Below are 18,358 nucleotides of genomic sequence, written 5' to 3'. Positions count from 1 at the left end.
GAAAGGAGAAAAAACAGCAGAAAAAGCCGTCTGTAATGTGTGTCACAAGGCATCTGGAAATAAAAAAGTTGACAAAACGAAATAAACATGATATGATACCAATCGTTATGTGTAACATTTCTGTAATAAACGTAATAATATTGAAAAAAATGAATATAATTTATTAAAAGAAATGTAAATCATTGAAACAAATCAGGAGGGTATCATTATCATGTTAAAAGCTAAGAGACTGAGAAATATGTTCGTGCTCCTTGTAGCATGTACAGTAACAGCAACTGGATTCACAAGCCAGGCAGCCTCTAGACAGCCAGAAGTTACAACTATCACAGATACAAAAGAGGAAGATACAAATACACATGCCGCAGCTGTGGCAATCTCACAGGATCTGATTGCATCCACTCAGGAGATGGCACAGGAACAGCAGCAGATTATTGAAGAAAATATAGCAAAAAAAGAAGAGGAAGAGCGTCTCGCAAGAGAAAAAGCAGAGCAGGAAGCGAGAGAACAGGCGGAACGTGAAGCAAGAGAAGCGCAGGAGGCTTATGTAAGACAGAATCAGGAACTGATGGCATCCATCATTTTCTGCGAGGCGGGAAATCAGTCATATGAAGGACAGGTTGCCGTAGGAGCGGTTATTATGAACCGTGTAAAAAGCGGGACATTTCCAAATACAATAGAAGGCGTCATCTATCAATCTGGCCAGTTTTCACCGGTTGCTACCGGATGGCTTAACAAAGTCAGAAATTCAGCCGGTTATACACAGACGGCCATGCAGGCTGCGATCGATGCACTGAACGGTTCGAATCCGATTGGAAGCTGCCTGTATTTTGACCAGGGTGGTTCCGGAATGAAGATCGGAGCACATTATTTCCATTAATTATTTTGTGAAAGAGAATGTCGGATCTGGGTATATTCTTACGGGAAAATTCGAAAGAAATCTTAAGAAAACCAGAATTGACAAGCATATAAAAAATGTATTACGATGAGAGGGCAAAAGCATCAGATTGGCTTTTGCCCTCTTATCATATGTAAGAGAAGTTGTCGGGATGGACGTTTTTTGTATGCCAATGCATAAAGGAACAGCAGCCGTTGGCAGAGATATGAAATATAAAATGAACAGGTGTCGGGGGAACAAAAATTGTATAAAATATTAATCGTGGAAGACGAAGAGACAATTGCAGGCGGATTGAAAACACATTTGGAAAGATGGAATTATCAGGTGGAATGCATAACTGATTTTAGAAACGTCATGGAAAAATATGTAGCATTTGATCCACAGCTTGTACTTCTGGATATCGTACTTCCTTTTTTTAATGGATTCCACTGGTGTCAGGAGATTCGGAAGATATCAAAAGTTCCGATCATATTCCTGTCTTCTGCAAACGATAATATGAATATTGTAATGGCAATGAATATGGGTGGGGATGAGTTTATAGAGAAACCATTTGACCTGAATGTGGTGACGGCCAAAGTACAGGCAGTACTTAGAAGGACTTATGAATTCAGAGGAACGTCCGATGTTATGGAGTGGAATGGTGCGATTCTTAACCTGTCAGATACAACTTTATTATATCAGGACAGGAAACTGAATCTTACGAAAAATGAATTCCGGATACTACAGATATTGCTGGAAAATGCAGGAAAGATTGTAACCCGCGAGACGATTATGACAAGACTTTGGGACAGCGATGAATTCATTGATGATAATACACTTACGGTAAATGTGGCAAGACTTCGTAAGAAACTGGATCAGATCGGGCTGGGAGAGAAGATTACAACCAAAAAAGGAATTGGGTATATGGTGGAAGCATGAAATTAATAACAGCATTTTTAAAAGACAAAGGAAGAGAAATCAGTTTATATGCCGGGACGGTGGGAATCTTTGTCGTTGTAGCTTTCCTTTATAATATCCGGATAGATGAATTAAGATATGCACTGCTTCTGGTGGCTGTATGGCTGTTGCTTTATGAAGCAACGGAGTTCTGCCGGTTCCGGAAGAAGCATCTGATTCTGGAAAGCTTAAGGAAAGTACCGCAGGAATGTGCGGATAATCTTCCGCAATACAGAAATCTCCTGGAAGCTGATTATCAGGAAATAATAACAATGCTAAGTGAAAAACTGGCAGAGATAAAATCCGAAGATCAGATTGCCAGACAGGATCTTGCAGATTATTATGGAATGTGGGCGCATCAGATCAAGACGCCGATTGCGGCAATGCATATACTGCTTCAGGGAATGGAAGCGGAATATCCGGAGCTTACAAAGATAAAAGAGATTAAGATGGAGCTTTTTAAGATGGAACAGTATGTAGAGATGGTGCTGACTTATCTCAGGATGGAGGATATGTCTTCGGATCTTCAGATAGAGCAGGTTCCGTTAGATAAGATACTGAAGCAGTCTGTGCGGAAGTATTCGCAGATGTTCATATTGCAAAAGATCCGTCTGGAATACCAGCCGACAGGTCAGAATGTGCTAACGGATGAAAAATGGCTGGGATTTGTTATCGAACAGATCCTTTCTAATGCATTAAAATATATCAGAAGTGCTGGTGTGATCAGGATATATAAGGAAGAAAAAGATAACAGGATGCTTCTGATAATAGAAGATAACGGAATCGGGATACAGGCAGAAGATCTGCCGAGAGTATTTGAAAAAGGATTTACCGGTTATAATGGCCGGGCAGATAAAAAATCAACCGGAATAGGATTATATTTATGTAAAAAGATCATGAAAAGGTTAGGACACGGGATCTGGATAGAATCAGATATCGGGCACGGGACCTGTGTATATGTTGATCTGTCCAGAAAAGACTGGGATCCGGAATAAAGAATGGAACCTTACAGGAATGTAAGGTTAGACAGGGGAAATGTCACCTGCTTCGATGGCAGCGCATTTCCTCTTTTCTTATAATAGAGATCGTAAATGAGAGATCTGAAAAAAGAAAGGAAGAAATGTTATGGCATTATTAGAAGTAAAAAATGTGAAGAAAATATATACCACAAGATTCGGAAGCAATCAGGTAGAAGCATTAAAAAACGTAAGCTTTACCGTAGAGCGCGGGGAATATGTGGCGATCATGGGAGAGTCCGGATCCGGTAAGACGACGCTTCTTAACATCCTGGCGGCACTTGATAAACCGACAGAAGGGAAGGTTTATCTGAAAGAACGGGATCTTGGAAAATTAAAAGAAAAAGAGATTGCGGCATTTCGAAGACAGAATCTGGGATTTGTATTTCAGGATTTTAATCTGCTGGATACATTTTCGTTAAAGGATAATATCTTTCTGCCGCTGGTTTTATCTGGAAAAAAATATCCGGAGATGGAGCAGAGATTAAAGCCGATTGCAGAAAAGCTTGGAATAGAGAGGCTTCTTGATAAATATCCTTATGAAGTATCCGGAGGACAAAAGCAAAGGGCAGCGATTGCAAGAGCGCTGATCACGAATCCGCAGCTAATCCTGGCGGATGAACCTTCAGGAGCATTGGATTCAAAGGCAGCAGACAATCTGATGAACTTGTTTGCAACAATTAATCAAGATGGCCAGACAATTGTTATGGTAACACATAGTGTAAAAGCAGCCAGCAGTGCAAAAAGAGTTCTGTTTATCAAAGATGGTAAAGTGTTCCATCAGCTGTTCAGAGGCAATCTTAAGAATGAAGAGATGTACCAGAAGATTGCAAATACCTTAAAAGTCCTGGTGGTAGGAGGTGAGAGTGATGAATAGTTTTATATATGAAAAACTTGCAGTCACGAATCTGAAAAATAACCGGAAAACATATGTGCCGTATATTATCACTGCAGTTCTCACCGTTATGATGTTTTATATGATAGATGCGCTGAGCCGAGGAAAAGGAGTGGCGATGAATACTTTGCAGATATGTCTGCAGTATGCAACTGGTGTGATCATCGTATTTGCTGTGATTTTCCTGTTCTATACGAACAGCTTCCTGATCAAACGACGGAAAAAAGAGATCGGCGTATATAATATTCTGGGAATGGGAAAACGCCATATTGCGCGGATGATGGCAGTAGAGACGATTCTGACTGCCGGGATCAGTATTCTCGGAGGACTGCTGTCCGGGATCATATTTGGGAAACTGATGTACCTGCTGCTTCTTAAGATTATGCATAATAGTGTGGATATGCAGTTTTCGGTTAATGGAACTGCAATCGGACATACGGTACTTTTGTTTGCTGTGATTTTTCTTCTGACCTATGTGTATAATGTCCTGCAGATACAGCTGGTGAATCCGGTCGAACTTCTGCATGGAGGCAACCAGGGCGAAAAAGAGCCAAAAAGCAGATGGCTTCTCGTAGTGATCGGTGTGGCAGCACTTGGATGCGGATACTGGATTGCACTTACAACAGAAGCCCCATTAGAGGCACTTTTGAAATTCTTCGTTGCTGTGGTTTGTGTGATCATAGGAACATATGCACTTTTTATTGCCGGAAGTATTGTGGTTTTGAAAATACTCAGGAAAAATAAAGCATATTATTACAATCCAAAGCATTTTACAAGTGTGTCCGGGATGCTCTATCGCATGAAGCAAAATGGAGCAGGCCTTGCAAACATCTGTGTGCTCAGTACGATGGTGCTGGTCATGGTATCTACAACCGTATCGTTGTATGCCGGAATGGAAGACATTCTGGACTCCCGTTTTCCAAGAGATGTTTCCATCGTCTGCAATAAGGCAGATATAGACAATGAAGAAATGATCGACAGGCTTATAAAAGAGCAATGTAAGAAAAGTAATGTAAAGATCACCGACAGGGTGAGCTACAGATATGGAAGCATAAATGCTGTTTTAAAGGGGAATAACCTGGAGAAGGTAGAACAATACTATCCAGATAAAAACTTTTATTATGTAGAGATGCTTTCACAGGAAGAGTATAACCGGATAGAAAAGAAGCATATTTCACTGAATGAAGATGAGATACTGGCTTACTGTACGAATGGTACACACGGAAAAGACAAGATTACGATCGCAGATCAGACCTATCAGGTGAAAGAAGAACCAGGAGAGATGAAAAGTCAGCCAAAAAGCACGACTGAAATGTATAAGACATTATATCTTGTATTTGCAGACGCAGAACAGATTGAACGGATTCAGCCATTTTCTTATGCGGATAAATTTAACCTGAAAGGAGAAGAGAAAAAACAAAAAGAAGCTCTGGAACGTATAGAAAAAGAATTTTATGAACAGATTCCGGAAGGAACGATGGAAAGCCGTATGCTAAGCCGCTCTTCTTTCTATGAATTATACGGAGGACTGTTTTTCATTGGCATTTATCTGGGAAGTCTGTTTGTCATGGCGACGGTTCTGATCATTTACTATAAGCAGATATCAGAAGGGTATGACGACAGAGAACGTTATCAGATCATGCAAAAAGTCGGTATGAGCAAAAAAGAAGTGAAACGTTCGATTAGAAGTCAGGTGCTGAGTGTATTTTTCATGCCTTTGATTGTAGCGGTAATCCATGTTGCTGTGGCTTTTAAAGTCATGACAAAAATCCTGGGAGTGTTGAATCTTACAAATGTACCATTATTTGCAGGTTGTACAGTAATAACGATAGGTGTTTTTGCAGTGTTCTATATTATCGTTTACAGTATAACCGCAAAAGAATATTACCGGATCGTGAATTAATTAATTTTCATTGACTTTGTATCCGTCAGGTTGTATTGTTTTCTTAGAACGTTTTGCGAATCAAGGAGGAACTGAAAAAATGACAAAAGACGGCGAAAGAAATTTAGTAAAAGTAGAACATGTAAATGGTGGTGACGGATATATTATAAGAGAAGCAATGGTGACTTCAGAAGAAGTAGGAGAAGCCTGTAGAATGTATGCACGAATTCACCTGGATCCTGGATGCGAAGTTGGATATCATGAACATCACGGAGAGACAGAATCTTATTTCATTCTTACAGGACACGGAACATACGATGATAATGGAGAAAAACAGCCGGCGAATCCTGGAGATCTGTTCTTATGCAAAGACGGAGACGGACATGGTATTAAAAATACCGGTGATGAAGAGATGACTTTCATGGCTTTGATTCTGAAAAAATAGTATGCAAAGAAAATAACAAGAGGAACATATGCCAGACATATGTTCCTCTTGTTATCTTCAAAAGATTATAAATTCCGGAATACTTCCAATAACCGGTCATTATCTTCCGGCATCATGATGCAAAAGCGTACATATTCCCCGTCAAGACTTTCAAAAGAAGAGCAGTCGCGGATCATAAGATTCTGATGAATTGCTTTTTCAAAGACATCAAATGAAGTAACCCCTTCTTTTAAGATACGAACCAGTATAAAATTCGCATAAGCCGGATAGATTTTTACAGTATCCAGTTGGGAGAGCTCCTTACACATACGGGTACGTTCGGAATCAATCAGCTTCCAGGTTTTTTGAATGTATGTGGTATCTTTTAACATACGTTCACCGGCATAGGCTCCGACGCTGTTAAGGCTCCATGGATTCTGGTGGGTAAGAAGTGTCTGTAAAAATTCCTGATTGCTGGTAATACCATAACCAAAACGAAGTCCCGGAGCTGCAAAGAATTTGGATACCCCGCGTATGACCATAAAATTGTCGAATTCAGACACCAGTGGAATGGCAGAAAGGACTGCATCTTCTGGTGCAAATTCAATATAGGTTTCATCAATCATGACAAAGATATTCAAAGACTTACAGATGCTTAAAATCTGCTTCATCTCATCGGTGCTGATGGCAGATGAAGTCGGATTGTTCGGATTACAGATAATGAGTAATTCGATATCACTTTCAAGAGTGGCAGTCAGGCCCGGAAGGTCTAATTGAAAATGATCCGGCTCTTTTAAATTATAATATTCCAATGTACCGCCGACCAGATTCAGTTCTCTTGCATATTCAGAATAAGTTGGTCCGAGAAGAAGAGCTTTTTTGGGAGCACGCTGGTTAATAAGAAGGGAGATCAGTTCCGTAGAACCATTGCCTACAACAATGTGTTCAGGCTGCGTACCTGTGTATTCGGAAATGGCTTTTTTTAGGCCTGTATAGTTGCGGTCCGGGTAGCTGCTTATGATGTCAAGGTGCTCTGCAAGATCTTTCTTTACCTGGTCAGATAATCCGAGAGGATTTACATTTGCGCCGAAAAGGACAATTTTTTCCTTATCAAGATGATAATAATTTGCAATTTTTTCAAGATCACTTCCGTGAAATTCTGGTTTGTTTTTCATAGCATTCCATCCTATCATAACAGTTTGCTGCGGTTCTTTTGAAAAGCAGGACTTGAAAGATGCTCATCTTTGGACTGCAGCAACGTTTTTTATAATTTTAAGATTTTCAGTTTACGGCATTGCCAGCAGTTGACAAACAATGCTATAATTTATTATAGTATGTTTTAAGAAAAAAGCAACGAAAGAAGCAGGTGTAGGACTTGAAAAATAAAATCCAGAAATTTTCGAAGGGTGACTTTCAGCTGGTACGGCCGGATGTGATATTCGATGAAACCAATCTTGTTCTCATTATAGGAGAAGGGGAAGTATACAGAGGAAGTTTTACCATGCGAGCGAATAATGAAGGCAGAATACGAGGTTTGGTATACTCGTCTTCTTTTCGTGTTCATTTTAAAGATCAGGGATTTGAAGGAAATCCGACAAAAGTAGAATTTACTTATGACGGACGCGGCCTTCGTCCTGGACATGTCGAAAAAGGAAAATTTACAGTCGTATGTACCGGAGGGGAATACGAACTGACATTTACGGCAATTATAGAAAAACCATATGTAATGACTTCATATGGAAAAGTACAGGGAACAGATGATTTCCGCAAATTGGCGATTAAGGATTTTTCGGAAGCAGGAAGACTGTTCCGGTCAAAAGAATTCTATGAAATATTAAAATATGAAAATGAGAGAACGTTTTACCTCTATGATAATATGCGCAAATGGTCTCTTGGAGAGCAGGCTATGGAGGAATTCATGGTCGGTATCAAACAGAAAGAATGTATTTTCCTGACGTTACAGGGAGAAGGAATGCTGTTTGAAGATCTGACAGAATCTACAAAGGGAACTCTTACGATTATGAAGAATACGTGGGGGTATATGCCGATCAGGATTGTGACAGTCGGTGATTTCCTGAAGGTTTCAAGACCAGAGATCAGTACGGAAGATTTTGTGGGTAATACACATGAAATCGAGTACGTTATAAGAACGGAGAAGCTTCATGGTGGCCGTAATTATGGTGCGCTGAAGCTTGTGACGCCATATGAGACGCTGACATATGAAGTGGAAGTAGTGCAGAATCAGGATTATGATGAAGACCACCGTATGGCAGAACTTTTAATGGCACAGATCATTAAGGAATATGTAGGTTATGTGGCTGGAAGGATAAAGCTGGAAAACTGGGTGGAAAGTGCCATTGAAAGAGCCGTCGAACTCCGGAAGATGGAGCCGATGAATGAAATCTATCAGTTGATGTTAGCAAATATCTATCTGATCGGGAATAAAGTAGAAGAAGCAAAGTGGATTCTGGAAAATTATAATTATAACCGTTTTGCAATCGGAAAAGATCCGCTTACGAATTGTTATTACCTTTATCTGACAGCTAAAATCCGTGGTGATGAAGATTATGAAGACCGGGTACTGGATGAGATTGGTAAGACATATATGAGACATCAGGATTCATGGTGGATCCTTGCAATGATCCTGAACCTGGATCCGAGATATAAGAATCCGTATAAACGTCTGGAACTGCTGGAAGAGCAGTTTGAATACGGTATTCATTCGGTATTGTTCTATATGGAAGCTTATCTGTGCTATAAGGAAAAGCCGGCGTTATTAAAAAAGCTTGGGGTATTTGAAATCCAGGTGCTGAATTTTGCGACAAAATACCGCATGATGACAAAAGAACTTGCGCTGTATGTCTCAAATTTTGCAAGCCAGCAGAAAAATTACAGCAGTAAGCTGTTCAGAATACTGGAACGTATCTATAAGACATATGATGAGCCGATGATTCTGAATACTATCTGTACATTGCTGATCAAAGGAAATAAGACGCAGAAGAGATATTTCATATGGTATAAAAAAGCGGTTGATGCAGAGCTTAGGATTGCGCAGCTGTATGAATATTATATGATGACGCTTGATGAGGAGCGGGCGCATGGCCAGCTTCCAAAGCCATTGGTATTATATTTTATGCATGGCAATTCGCTGAATTATAAAAAAGCAGCATATCTGTATGCCAATATACTGACATATGAAGAATCGCAAAGCGAAATCTTTAAAAATTACAAAGAACAGATGATTGCATTTACATGGGATCAGCTGATGAAAAGGCATATCACAGAATCACTTCGTATCCTGTATAAGAGATTCTGTAAAGAAGATGAGATGCTTGCAGAACGGATGCAGGCGATGCGGGATGTCTGCTATTCATATGAGGTCAGAACCAAAGTCCCGAATATGAAGTGTATTCTTGTAATTGAAAAAGATGGTGCCGTGCGGCAGAGAATTCCATACGATGATGTAGATGGAGCAATCATCTATCTCTACGATAAAGAGTCAAGAATTGTATGGGAATCAGTAGAAGGACGCCATTACACAGATTCTATTCCGTATGAAACAAAGCGGTTATTCTATGAACCAAAATTCGTAGATATGTGCAGAAAATATGCGGTATCGAATGGAATCTGGGATCCGGAACCAGAAAAAGAAAAGCCGGATTATGAAAAACTGCAGGAAAGCAAAGATATAGAAAATTTTGATGATAAAGATCTGTTCATGCTGTGCAGTAAGAGAATACGGGAAGAAAATTATACAGAGGAAGATTTCCTGAGTGCTCTTACATTTGAGATGTTTGACCGCGGCCAGTACGATAAAGTAACACTTACGTATCTGGCGGAATATTACTGTGGACCGATCAGTGATATGAAACGTCTATGGAAAGTGCTGAAACAGTATGGCATACCTTCGGAAAAGGTTAGTGAGAGACTGATTACACAGATGGTATTTTCGGAGACGCTGTTCGAAGAAGAGCATATTTTTGAAGATTATTATATGTCGGACATTGTATATTTCCGTCTGAAGCAGGCATATCTTGCTTATGTTTCCAGGGAATATGTAGTAGGCGGACGAAAATTAGACAAATGTGTATTTGAGATCATTGCACAGGAGTTCGAACAGGAAGAAAAACTTCCGGATATCTGCAAAATTGCGCTTTTGATCTATTATTCGGATAAAGACTATTCGGAAGATATGGAAGTGATATTGCATCAGCTTCTCCGGGAAATGTGTGAAAAGCAGATGGTATTCCCAGCATATCTTGGATATAAGGAAGAATGGTTAAGAGAAGTGCAGCTTTATAATAAAGTGATGGTGCTTTACCGGTGTAAACCAGGAAAGAAAGTGAAGCTTTATTATAAAATGAAGCAGGGAGAACGGGAAGAACTGGGATATCATGCAGAAGCTATGCTGCCGATGTATGAATGTCTGTATGTCAAACAGTTCATCCTTTATCACGATGAGTCAGTCAATTATTATTTCCAGGAGACGGAAGATAATAAGGTGATGACAACAGAGAAAAAGGACTTAAAGCCGATAGAAAACCGTAAGCCGGTTGGAAAGTATCAGAGACTGAATGAACTGACAGCAATGAATACTTCGGCGATAAAATTAAAGACCATGCTGGATTTTGAAGAAGAAGAACGTATGGCAGATCAGATATTTAAAGTATATTAAAGAAATGGAAAGGAGGAGATGGTAATGACAAAAAGATGTGTTGTTGGATATGATCTGAATGAAAAAAACTGTCAGATCAGTTATTACAACGAGAACATGGAAGAACCGGAGACGATGGAAGTGGCATCAGATAATTATCAGATTCCTCTGATTTTGGGCTATTATAAAGATCACTGGGTATATGGACAGGAAGCAAAACAGCTGATGGAGTTCGGAGAAGGTAATATGATTACGGATCTGTTCCAGAAAGCAGTAAAGAGAAAAAAAGTACAGGTGGGAGATAAGATTCATGACGGAGTCTGGCTGCTGTCAAAATTCATCAGTCTTACGTTAAAGCATTTTGAAGAAATCGACTGTATTACATTTTCTGTTCCGTATACAAATGTAGATATGTCGAAGATGTTAAAAGGGATCGGAAGGCATATAGGTGTACCTGGAGAGCGTGTATACGTACAGGATTATAAAGAAAGCTTCTGTCAGTACATGTTCTACCAGCCAAAAGAATTATGGCAGTACGAATCAGCACTTTTTTACTGTGACGCACAGGAGATACGTGCCTACATGCTGCGCAGGCTGAATACAACAGGCGGAAGAAGAAGTGATATGTTTGTTACCGTAGAGGAAGTGGCCAATGCCCATATGAAGGAACTGGAAGCGATTTATCCAGTTTTGAATGAAGATAAGGCGAAGGATGCAGATGAAAGTTTCAAATCTTTCATTCAGAATGTATTCGATAAAAAGGTGGTATCATCGGTATATCTTACTGGAGAGGGATTCGAGAATAACTGGTATCCGAACTCTCTTAGGGTGTTATGCAATGGACGAAGAGCATTTATCGGCAATAATTTATATAGCAAAGGTGCATGTTATTCATCTATGCGCTATGCACAGAAATACGATGAGGGACCAATCTATCTGGATGGAACAAAGCTGACAGAACAGATATCCCTGCGGATGCGGATTGCCGGACAGGAAGGATGGTATCCGATTGTTTCATGGGGAACACACTGGTATGAAGCAGACGGACAGTGGGAAGTGCTGCTGGAAGATACATCAGATATAGAAATCCATATAGAGACACTTACCGGAGAAGAACTCAGGGTAGAGAGTATTCCGCTGGAAGGACTTCCGCAGAGAAATGATTATTCCCTGAGATTACAGATTGAAGTGATGTTCATGGATGAGCAGACCTGCATGCTCCGGTTTAAGGATATGGGATTTGGTGAATTTTATCCGGCATCAGATTTCATGATAGAAAAGGAATTACATTTGGGAGGTATCAATGGGCAGTTTAATTCTTTGTCATAAAAAACGGGCCAGACGACCTTTTGAAATATCCAGGATTCATATGAGAATCTATACGATAGAGGAATTGTGTTACTATATTTGTAATAATCTGTATCTGATAGATTATACCATTGTAAATGACAGACTGTGCAAGTGGCTTGCAGACGAACTGGAACTTATAGAGATGGCAGATGAACTGAGAGAAAAATTAAGAGAGGATTGTTCGATGGAGGACTTTATCCTCACGATTTTGAGAAAATCAGAAATCTATACAGCAGCCGAAATCAATAAAATGAAAAATGTTCTGGAACAGCTGCAGTCACAGAAAAATGTGGAAAAAGAAAAATACAAAGCCGACAGTCTTCAGAACAGCAAAGAATATGAGGCAGCAATACTGGTATATCAGGCGATTCTTAACAAAGAAAGAGACGAATCAGTAGATTCAAAATTCTATGGAAGAGTGTATGCAAGCATGGCAGCGGCGTACGGTCATCAGTTCTTATATGAAGAAGCAGCGAAAGCTTATCATGAGGCTTATAAGATCTGTGAAGAGCAGGAGCTTCTGAAGGCGTATTTATACAGCTGCTACAGAGCAATGTCACAGGAAGAATATGAAAAACTGATTTCCGGCAATCCGGTCCTTTCTGATCTGAATACAGAGTTAAAGGAACAGATTGAGCGGACAAAAAAGGAGATAGGGCTGGATATTCCGGAAGAAAAGCTGGAAGAATGGAAAAAGGACTACCGCAGGATTGACAAACAGCAGGGAATATGCTAATATAACCAAGAAATTTAGTGTGGTAAAGTAATCAACTGCTAAACTGGTAAAAGAGTGTAGCGGCTATGGATCACACGTAAAAGGAATACAGGAGGATATGGTTATGAAAAAGAAATTAGTACTGCTCCTTGTTACGGCAATGGCGGCTACAACGGTGATGGCAGGATGTGGAAGTAAAGATTCGGGTTCGTCTGACAGTGGGAAAAAATCTACAAAAGAAGCGAAAGTAGAAAATGATGATGATACATTTATCGTAGGATTTGATGCTTCGTTTCCACCATATGGTTTTAAAGATGACAGTGGAGAGTATGTAGGATTTGACCTTGATCTGGCACAGGAAGTATGTGACAGAAATAACTGGAAACTCGTAAAACAGCCAATCGACTGGGATTCAAAAGATGCAGAACTGAATTCCGAGACAATTGACTGTATCTGGAACGGATTTACCATGAATGGCCGTGAAGATGATTATACATGGTCAGATCCATATATCGACAATAAACAGGTTGTTGTAGTCAGAAGTGATTCCGGCATTGATGATTTTGCAGGATTGAAAGGAAAGCATGTAGAAGTACAGACGGATTCTTCTGCACTTGCAGCACTGGAAGGAGATCAGAAAGATCTTGCAGATACATTTGCAGATCTGAACCAGGTTGCAGAGTATAACACAGCTTTTATGGATCTGGAGTCCGGAGCATGTGATGCGATTGCGATGGATATCGGAGTTGCCAATTATCAGGTAAATTCAAGAAAGAATCCGGATGATTATAAGATCCTTGATAAAGAGATTTCTTCAGAACAGTATGCAGTCGGATTCAAAAAAGGAAATACAGATCTGAAAGATAAAGTACAAAAGACACTGGATGAGATGGCAGAAGACGGAACAATTGATAAGATCGCCGAAAAATATGCAGATTATGGAGTTCCGGGTGCACTGTGCATTGGACAAAAACAGTAATAAATAAGGCATAATCATCGGATGATGAATGGAAGGGGCCAACCATGAAGGGGACTGGCTCCTTTTGTTGCCGTATTGTATGTCGAGAAACTGGAGGATAAGCAAAAAATGGAGATAGGAACACTTTTAAGAGAGTTAGGCGGAGGAATGTGGATTTCTGCTGAGATATTTGTTTTGACATTACTTTTTTCCCTGCCGTTAGGTCTGGTGGTTGCCTTTGGAAGAATGTCAAAAGTTGCACCAATCAGATGGATTTCAAAATTATACATATCGGTTATGAGAGGAACGCCACTGATGTTGCAGCTTATGGTGGTATACTTTGGACCGTATTATCTGTTTGGAATGCGTATTTCTACGGGATATCGTATGACGGCAGTCCTGATTGGTTTTGCAATCAACTATGCGGCATATTTTGCCGAAATCTACAGAGGCGGGATCGAAGCAATTCCGGTAGGACAGTATGAAGCGGCGAAAGTATTAGGATATTCGAAAAGCCAGACATTTTTCCGTATTATATTTCCGCAGGTCTGCAAACATATTCTTCCGGCTGTGACGAATGAGATTATTACACTGGTAAAGGATACGTCTCTTGCATTTGTTCTGGCAGTAACAGAGATGTTTACAATGGCAAAACAGATTGCAGCAGCACAGACTTCTATGGTTCCGTATATTGCAGCAGGTATTTTCTATTATGTATTCAACCTGCTTGTTGCGATGATTATGGAAAGAATAGAAGAAAAGCTGAATTATTACCACTAGGAGGAATGGATCATGAGTCTGCTTGAAATGAAAAATATTAAAAAAAGTTTTAACGGAGTAGAAGTTCTAAAAGACATATCTCTTAAGGTGGAAAAAGGAGAGGTGCTTGGTATTATCGGGCCTTCCGGATCTGGAAAATCTACACTTCTCAGATGTGCGACAGGACTTGAGACTGCTGATGCGGGAGTGATTAATTATGATGGGACTTTTGGACTGGTGTTCCAGAACTTTAATCTATTTCCACATTATTCAGTCATGAAGAATATTACGGATGCGCCGATCAAGGTACAGAAAAGAAAAAAAGAAGAGGTATACAAAGAAGCAAGAGAGCTTTTGAAAAAGATGGGACTTTCCGATAAGGAGGATGCGTATCCATGCCAGCTCTCAGGAGGACAACAGCAGCGTGTATCGATTGCCAGAGCTCTTGCACTGAATCCGGATATCCTGTTCTTTGATGAGCCGACATCTGCGCTTGATCCCGAACTGACTGCGGAAATCCTGAAAGTTATCCGTGAGCTTGCCATGGAACATATGACGATGGTGATCGTTACGCATGAAATGAATTTTGCAAGGAATGTATCGGATTATGTAATTTTTATGGATGAAGGAGTAATCGCAGTAGAAGGAACTCCGGATGAAGTGTTCGGTTCGTCGAATGAAAGAATGAAAGAATTTCTCGGAAAATTTAATGATTAAATCGTGATGTATTCGAAAGAATTTGCATGTGGCAGATCTTGTAGATATCATAATTCTAATGAATAAAACACATATATAAGCTGAACTTATTAAAAAGATGCGCTATAAATAATGTATCACAGTAAGTACAAGGCAGGTGGAAATATTGCTTTTCCGTCTGCCTTGTATTATACTGATATAGCAAAATGCTTTTTAAAGACAGTTTTGACAAATGAAAAATTTGAAAAGAATGGAGTCTGCATTTATGAGTGAATTTGAAAAAGTAACAACAGGACTGGGTGAAGAATGCGGTGTATTTGGAGCATATGATATGGATGGCGGAGATGTTGCACCATCCGTTTATTATGGACTTTTTGCATTGCAGCACAGAGGACAGGAAAGCTGTGGTATCGCAGTGACGGATACATATGGTGAAAGAAAAGTACATTCCAAGAAAGGACTTGGACTTGTCAACGAGGTGTTTGATGAAGACTCGCTGCAGGAGTTGAAGGGTAATCTGGGTGTAGGTCATGTAAGATATTCTACAGCAGGAGGATCCAGAGCGGAAAATGCGATGCCGCTGGTTATCAATTATGTAAAAGGAATCCTTGCAATCGCACATAACGGTAACCTGACGAATGCCATTGAACTTCGCCATGAACTGGAGTATACAGGCGCTATTTTCCAGACAACAATTGATTCAGAAGTGATTGCGTACCATATCGCAAGAGAACGTCTGAATGTAAAAAAAGCTGAGGATGCCGTGAAGAATGCGATGAAGAAGATCAAAGGAGCATATGCCCTGGTAGTAACTTCTCCAAGAAAGCTGATCGGAGCAAGAGACCCGTTTGGACTGAAACCTCTCTGTATCGGAAAGAGAGATAATACCTATTTTCTTGCATCAGAAAGCTGTGCAATTGCGGCAGTAGGGGCTGAGTTTGTAAGAGATGTAGAGCCGGGAGAGATTGTAAGCTTTACAAAGCATGGAATCAAATCCGATAAATCCATGGTAATTGATCCGAAAAAGCAGGCAAGATGTATTTTTGAATATATATATTTCGCAAGAATGGACAGCGTGATCGATAAGGTAAATGTTTATCATGCGAGAATTGTTGCAGGAAAAGCTCTGGCGGAATCGTATCCGGTGGATGCAGATCTGGTTGTCGGAGTGCCGGATTCAGGACTTGTGGCAGCAAAGGGGTATTCGGAACAGTCCGGAATTCCTTATGGAATGGCATTTCATAAGAACAGTTATGTGGGAAGAACCTTTATTAAGCCAAAACAGAGCCAGCGCGAAAGCAGTGTAAAGATTAAACTGAATGTAATTGAAGAAGTGGTAAAAGGAAAGAGAATTGTCATGGTAGATGATTCTATCGTACGAGGAACCACATGTGCCAATATTATTAAGATGCTGAAAAAAGCCGGCGCAAAAGAAGTGCATGTACGTATCAGTTCACCACCGTTCTTACATCCATGTTATTTTGGAACAGATGTGCCGTCGAATGAACAGCTGATTGCACATTCACATACAACAGAACAGATCCGTGAGATGATCGGAGCAGATTCCCTTGGATATATGGAAGTTGAAAAATTAAAAGATATGATCGGTGACTTGGGATACTGTGATGCATGTTTCACAGGAAATTACCCTATGGAGGTGCCGGGAAGAGATATTTCTCTGGCATTTGAGTAAGAATGAGGTTACAATAATCAGGTAGACTATAATAAGGAGATTATATTAATATGAGTAACGACAGATATACAAGCCCACTTTCAGAAAGATATGCGAGCAAAGAGATGCAGTATATTTTTTCACCAGATAAGAAATTCCGTACATGGAGAAAACTCTGGATCGCACTTGCGGAGACAGAGAGAGAACTGGGACTGGATATTACAGAAGAACAGATCGAAGAACTGAAAGCACACGCAGATGACATCAATTATGATGTGGCAAAAGAAAGAGAAAAAGTAGTACGTCATGATGTAATGTCTCATGTATATGCTTATGGAAAACAGTGCCCGAAGGCCAAAGGTATTATTCATCTGGGAGCAACATCTTGTTATGTAGGCGATAATACAGATATTATCCTGATGTCGGAAGCACTGGAAATCGTAAGAAAAAAACTGATCAATGTGATCGCAGAACTTGCAAAATTTGCAGACGAACATAAGAATCTTCCAACGCTTGCATTTACACATTTTCAGCCGGCACAGCCAACAACAGTAGGAAAGAGAGCAACACTGTGGATGCAGGAGTTCATGATGGATCTGGAAGATCTGGAATATGTAAAAGGAAGCTTAAAACTTCTTGGATCCAAGGGAACAACTGGAACACAGGCAAGTTTCCTGGAACTGTTTGATGGAGATCAGGAGACAATTGATAAGATCGATCCGATGATTGCCAAGAAGATGGGATTTGAGACCTGTTATCCGGTATCCGGACAGACATATTCACGTAAGGTTGATACAAGAGTGGTAAATGTTCTTGCCGGTATCGCAGCAAGTGCACATAAGATGTCCAATGATATCCGTCTCCTTCAGCATCTGAAAGAGATTGAGGAACCATTTGAAAAGACACAGATTGGATCTTCAGCGATGGCATATAAGAGAAATCCGATGAGAAGTGAAAGAATTGCTTCCCTTTCAAGATATGTAATGGTAGATGCAATGAATCCGGCGATCACATCTGCAACACAGTGGTTTGAAAGAACACTGGATGATTCCGCAAACAAACGTCTCAGTGTTCCGGAAGGATTCCTTGCAATCGACGGAATTCTTGACCTGTGCCTGAATGTAGTAGATGGACTGGTTGTATATCCAAAGGTTATCGAGAAGAGACTGATGTCAGAACTTCCATTTATGGCAACAGAAAATATTATGATGGATGCTGTAAAGGCCGGCGGAGACAGACAGGAACTTCACGAGAGAATCCGTGAACTTTCTATGGAAGCAGGACGTAATGTTAAGGAAAAAGGATTGGACAATAACCTTCTGGAACTGATTGCAGCAGATCCTGCATTTAATCTTTCACTGGAAGAACTACAGAAGACAATGGATCCTGCAAAATATGTAGGACGTGCACCGGTTCAGGTAGAAGCTTATCTGAAAAATGTAGTAAATCCAATGCTGGAAGCAAACAAAGAAATCTTAGGTGTAACTGCTGAGATTAACGTATAAA

15 protein-coding genes are annotated in these 18,358 nt (G+C 40.1%); 14 read left to right on the top strand and 1 reads right to left on the bottom strand.

The features are described from left to right. Positions 1-211: 211 nt before the first annotated feature. From ACWJAF_RS01760 to ACWJAF_RS01735, 6 genes are all read left to right on the top strand, one after another. Positions 212-877, top strand: coding sequence for a cell wall hydrolase (locus ACWJAF_RS01760; RefSeq protein ID WP_296093107.1), 666 nt, complete (start codon positions 212-214; stop codon positions 875-877). Positions 878-1,138: 261 nt separating this feature from the next. Continuing rightward, positions 1,139-1,813, top strand: a complete 675-nt coding sequence (locus ACWJAF_RS01755; RefSeq protein WP_448861799.1) for a winged helix-turn-helix domain-containing protein — start codon at positions 1,139-1,141, stop codon at positions 1,811-1,813. Continuing rightward, the gene (locus ACWJAF_RS01750; RefSeq protein WP_448861797.1) at positions 1,810-2,826 is read left to right on the top strand and encodes a sensor histidine kinase; all 1,017 of its coding nucleotides are present in this window, start codon (positions 1,810-1,812) and stop codon (positions 2,824-2,826) included. Before ACWJAF_RS01755 ends, ACWJAF_RS01750 begins: the two co-directional genes overlap by 4 nt. 130 nt (positions 2,827-2,956) lie before the next feature. After that, the gene (locus ACWJAF_RS01745) at positions 2,957-3,724 is read left to right on the top strand and encodes an ABC transporter ATP-binding protein (protein WP_448861795.1); all 768 of its coding nucleotides are present in this window, start codon (positions 2,957-2,959) and stop codon (positions 3,722-3,724) included. After that, on the top strand, positions 3,717-5,645 hold the full coding sequence (locus ACWJAF_RS01740) for an ABC transporter permease (RefSeq protein ID WP_448861793.1): 1,929 nt from the start codon (positions 3,717-3,719) through the stop codon (positions 5,643-5,645). Before ACWJAF_RS01745 ends, ACWJAF_RS01740 begins: the two co-directional genes overlap by 8 nt. Positions 5,646-5,724: 79 nt before the next feature. Further along, positions 5,725-6,069, top strand: coding sequence for a cupin domain-containing protein (locus ACWJAF_RS01735; RefSeq protein WP_296032160.1), 345 nt, complete (start codon positions 5,725-5,727; stop codon positions 6,067-6,069). 65 nt (positions 6,070-6,134) lie between these two features. On the opposite strand, the gene ACWJAF_RS01730 is transcribed toward ACWJAF_RS01735, so the two are convergent. Next, complete coding sequence (locus ACWJAF_RS01730) at positions 6,135-7,223, bottom strand: pyridoxal phosphate-dependent aminotransferase (protein ID WP_448861791.1); 1,089 nt, start codon at positions 7,221-7,223, stop codon at positions 6,135-6,137. A gap of 200 nt (positions 7,224-7,423) precedes the next feature. Here ACWJAF_RS01730 and ACWJAF_RS01725 point away from each other — a divergent pair, with 200 nt between their 5' ends. The 8 genes from ACWJAF_RS01725 (at position 7,424) to purB (ending at position 18,357) form a co-directional block, all read left to right on the top strand. After that, on the top strand, positions 7,424-10,723 hold the full coding sequence (locus ACWJAF_RS01725) for a DUF5717 family protein (RefSeq protein ID WP_296032157.1): 3,300 nt from the start codon (positions 7,424-7,426) through the stop codon (positions 10,721-10,723). A 24-nt stretch (positions 10,724-10,747) separates the two neighbouring features. Beyond that, entirely contained in the window at positions 10,748-12,031 is a 1,284-nt protein-coding gene (locus ACWJAF_RS01720) for a DUF5716 family protein (RefSeq protein ID WP_296093118.1), read from the top strand. Continuing rightward, positions 12,006-12,788: a hypothetical protein gene (locus ACWJAF_RS01715; protein WP_448861788.1), complete on the top strand. Its 783-nt coding sequence runs from the start codon at positions 12,006-12,008 to the stop codon at positions 12,786-12,788. Before ACWJAF_RS01720 ends, ACWJAF_RS01715 begins: the two co-directional genes overlap by 26 nt. Positions 12,789-12,891: 103 nt before the next feature. Then, positions 12,892-13,746, top strand: a complete 855-nt coding sequence (locus ACWJAF_RS01710; RefSeq protein WP_296032152.1) for an amino acid ABC transporter substrate-binding protein — start codon at positions 12,892-12,894, stop codon at positions 13,744-13,746. Positions 13,747-13,854: 108 nt separating this feature from the next. Further along, positions 13,855-14,505, top strand: a complete 651-nt coding sequence (locus tag ACWJAF_RS01705; protein ID WP_448861786.1) for an amino acid ABC transporter permease — start codon at positions 13,855-13,857, stop codon at positions 14,503-14,505. Positions 14,506-14,517: 12 nt separating this feature from the next. Next, positions 14,518-15,201, top strand: coding sequence for an amino acid ABC transporter ATP-binding protein (locus ACWJAF_RS01700; RefSeq protein ID WP_448861784.1), 684 nt, complete (start codon positions 14,518-14,520; stop codon positions 15,199-15,201). Positions 15,202-15,445: 244 nt separating this feature from the next. Next, positions 15,446-16,873, top strand: a complete 1,428-nt coding sequence (gene purF / locus ACWJAF_RS01695) for an amidophosphoribosyltransferase (RefSeq protein ID WP_296032147.1) — start codon at positions 15,446-15,448, stop codon at positions 16,871-16,873. 50 nt (positions 16,874-16,923) lie between these two features. Continuing rightward, positions 16,924-18,357, top strand: coding sequence for an adenylosuccinate lyase (gene purB, locus ACWJAF_RS01690; RefSeq protein ID WP_296032145.1), 1,434 nt, complete (start codon positions 16,924-16,926; stop codon positions 18,355-18,357). The last annotated feature ends 1 nt before the right edge of the window (position 18,358 follow it).

The sequence above is a fragment of the Dorea sp. genome, from assembly GCF_977044405.1.
The sequence above is the reverse complement of the archived record's forward strand: the minus strand, read 5'-3'. Positions and strand labels throughout refer to the sequence as shown.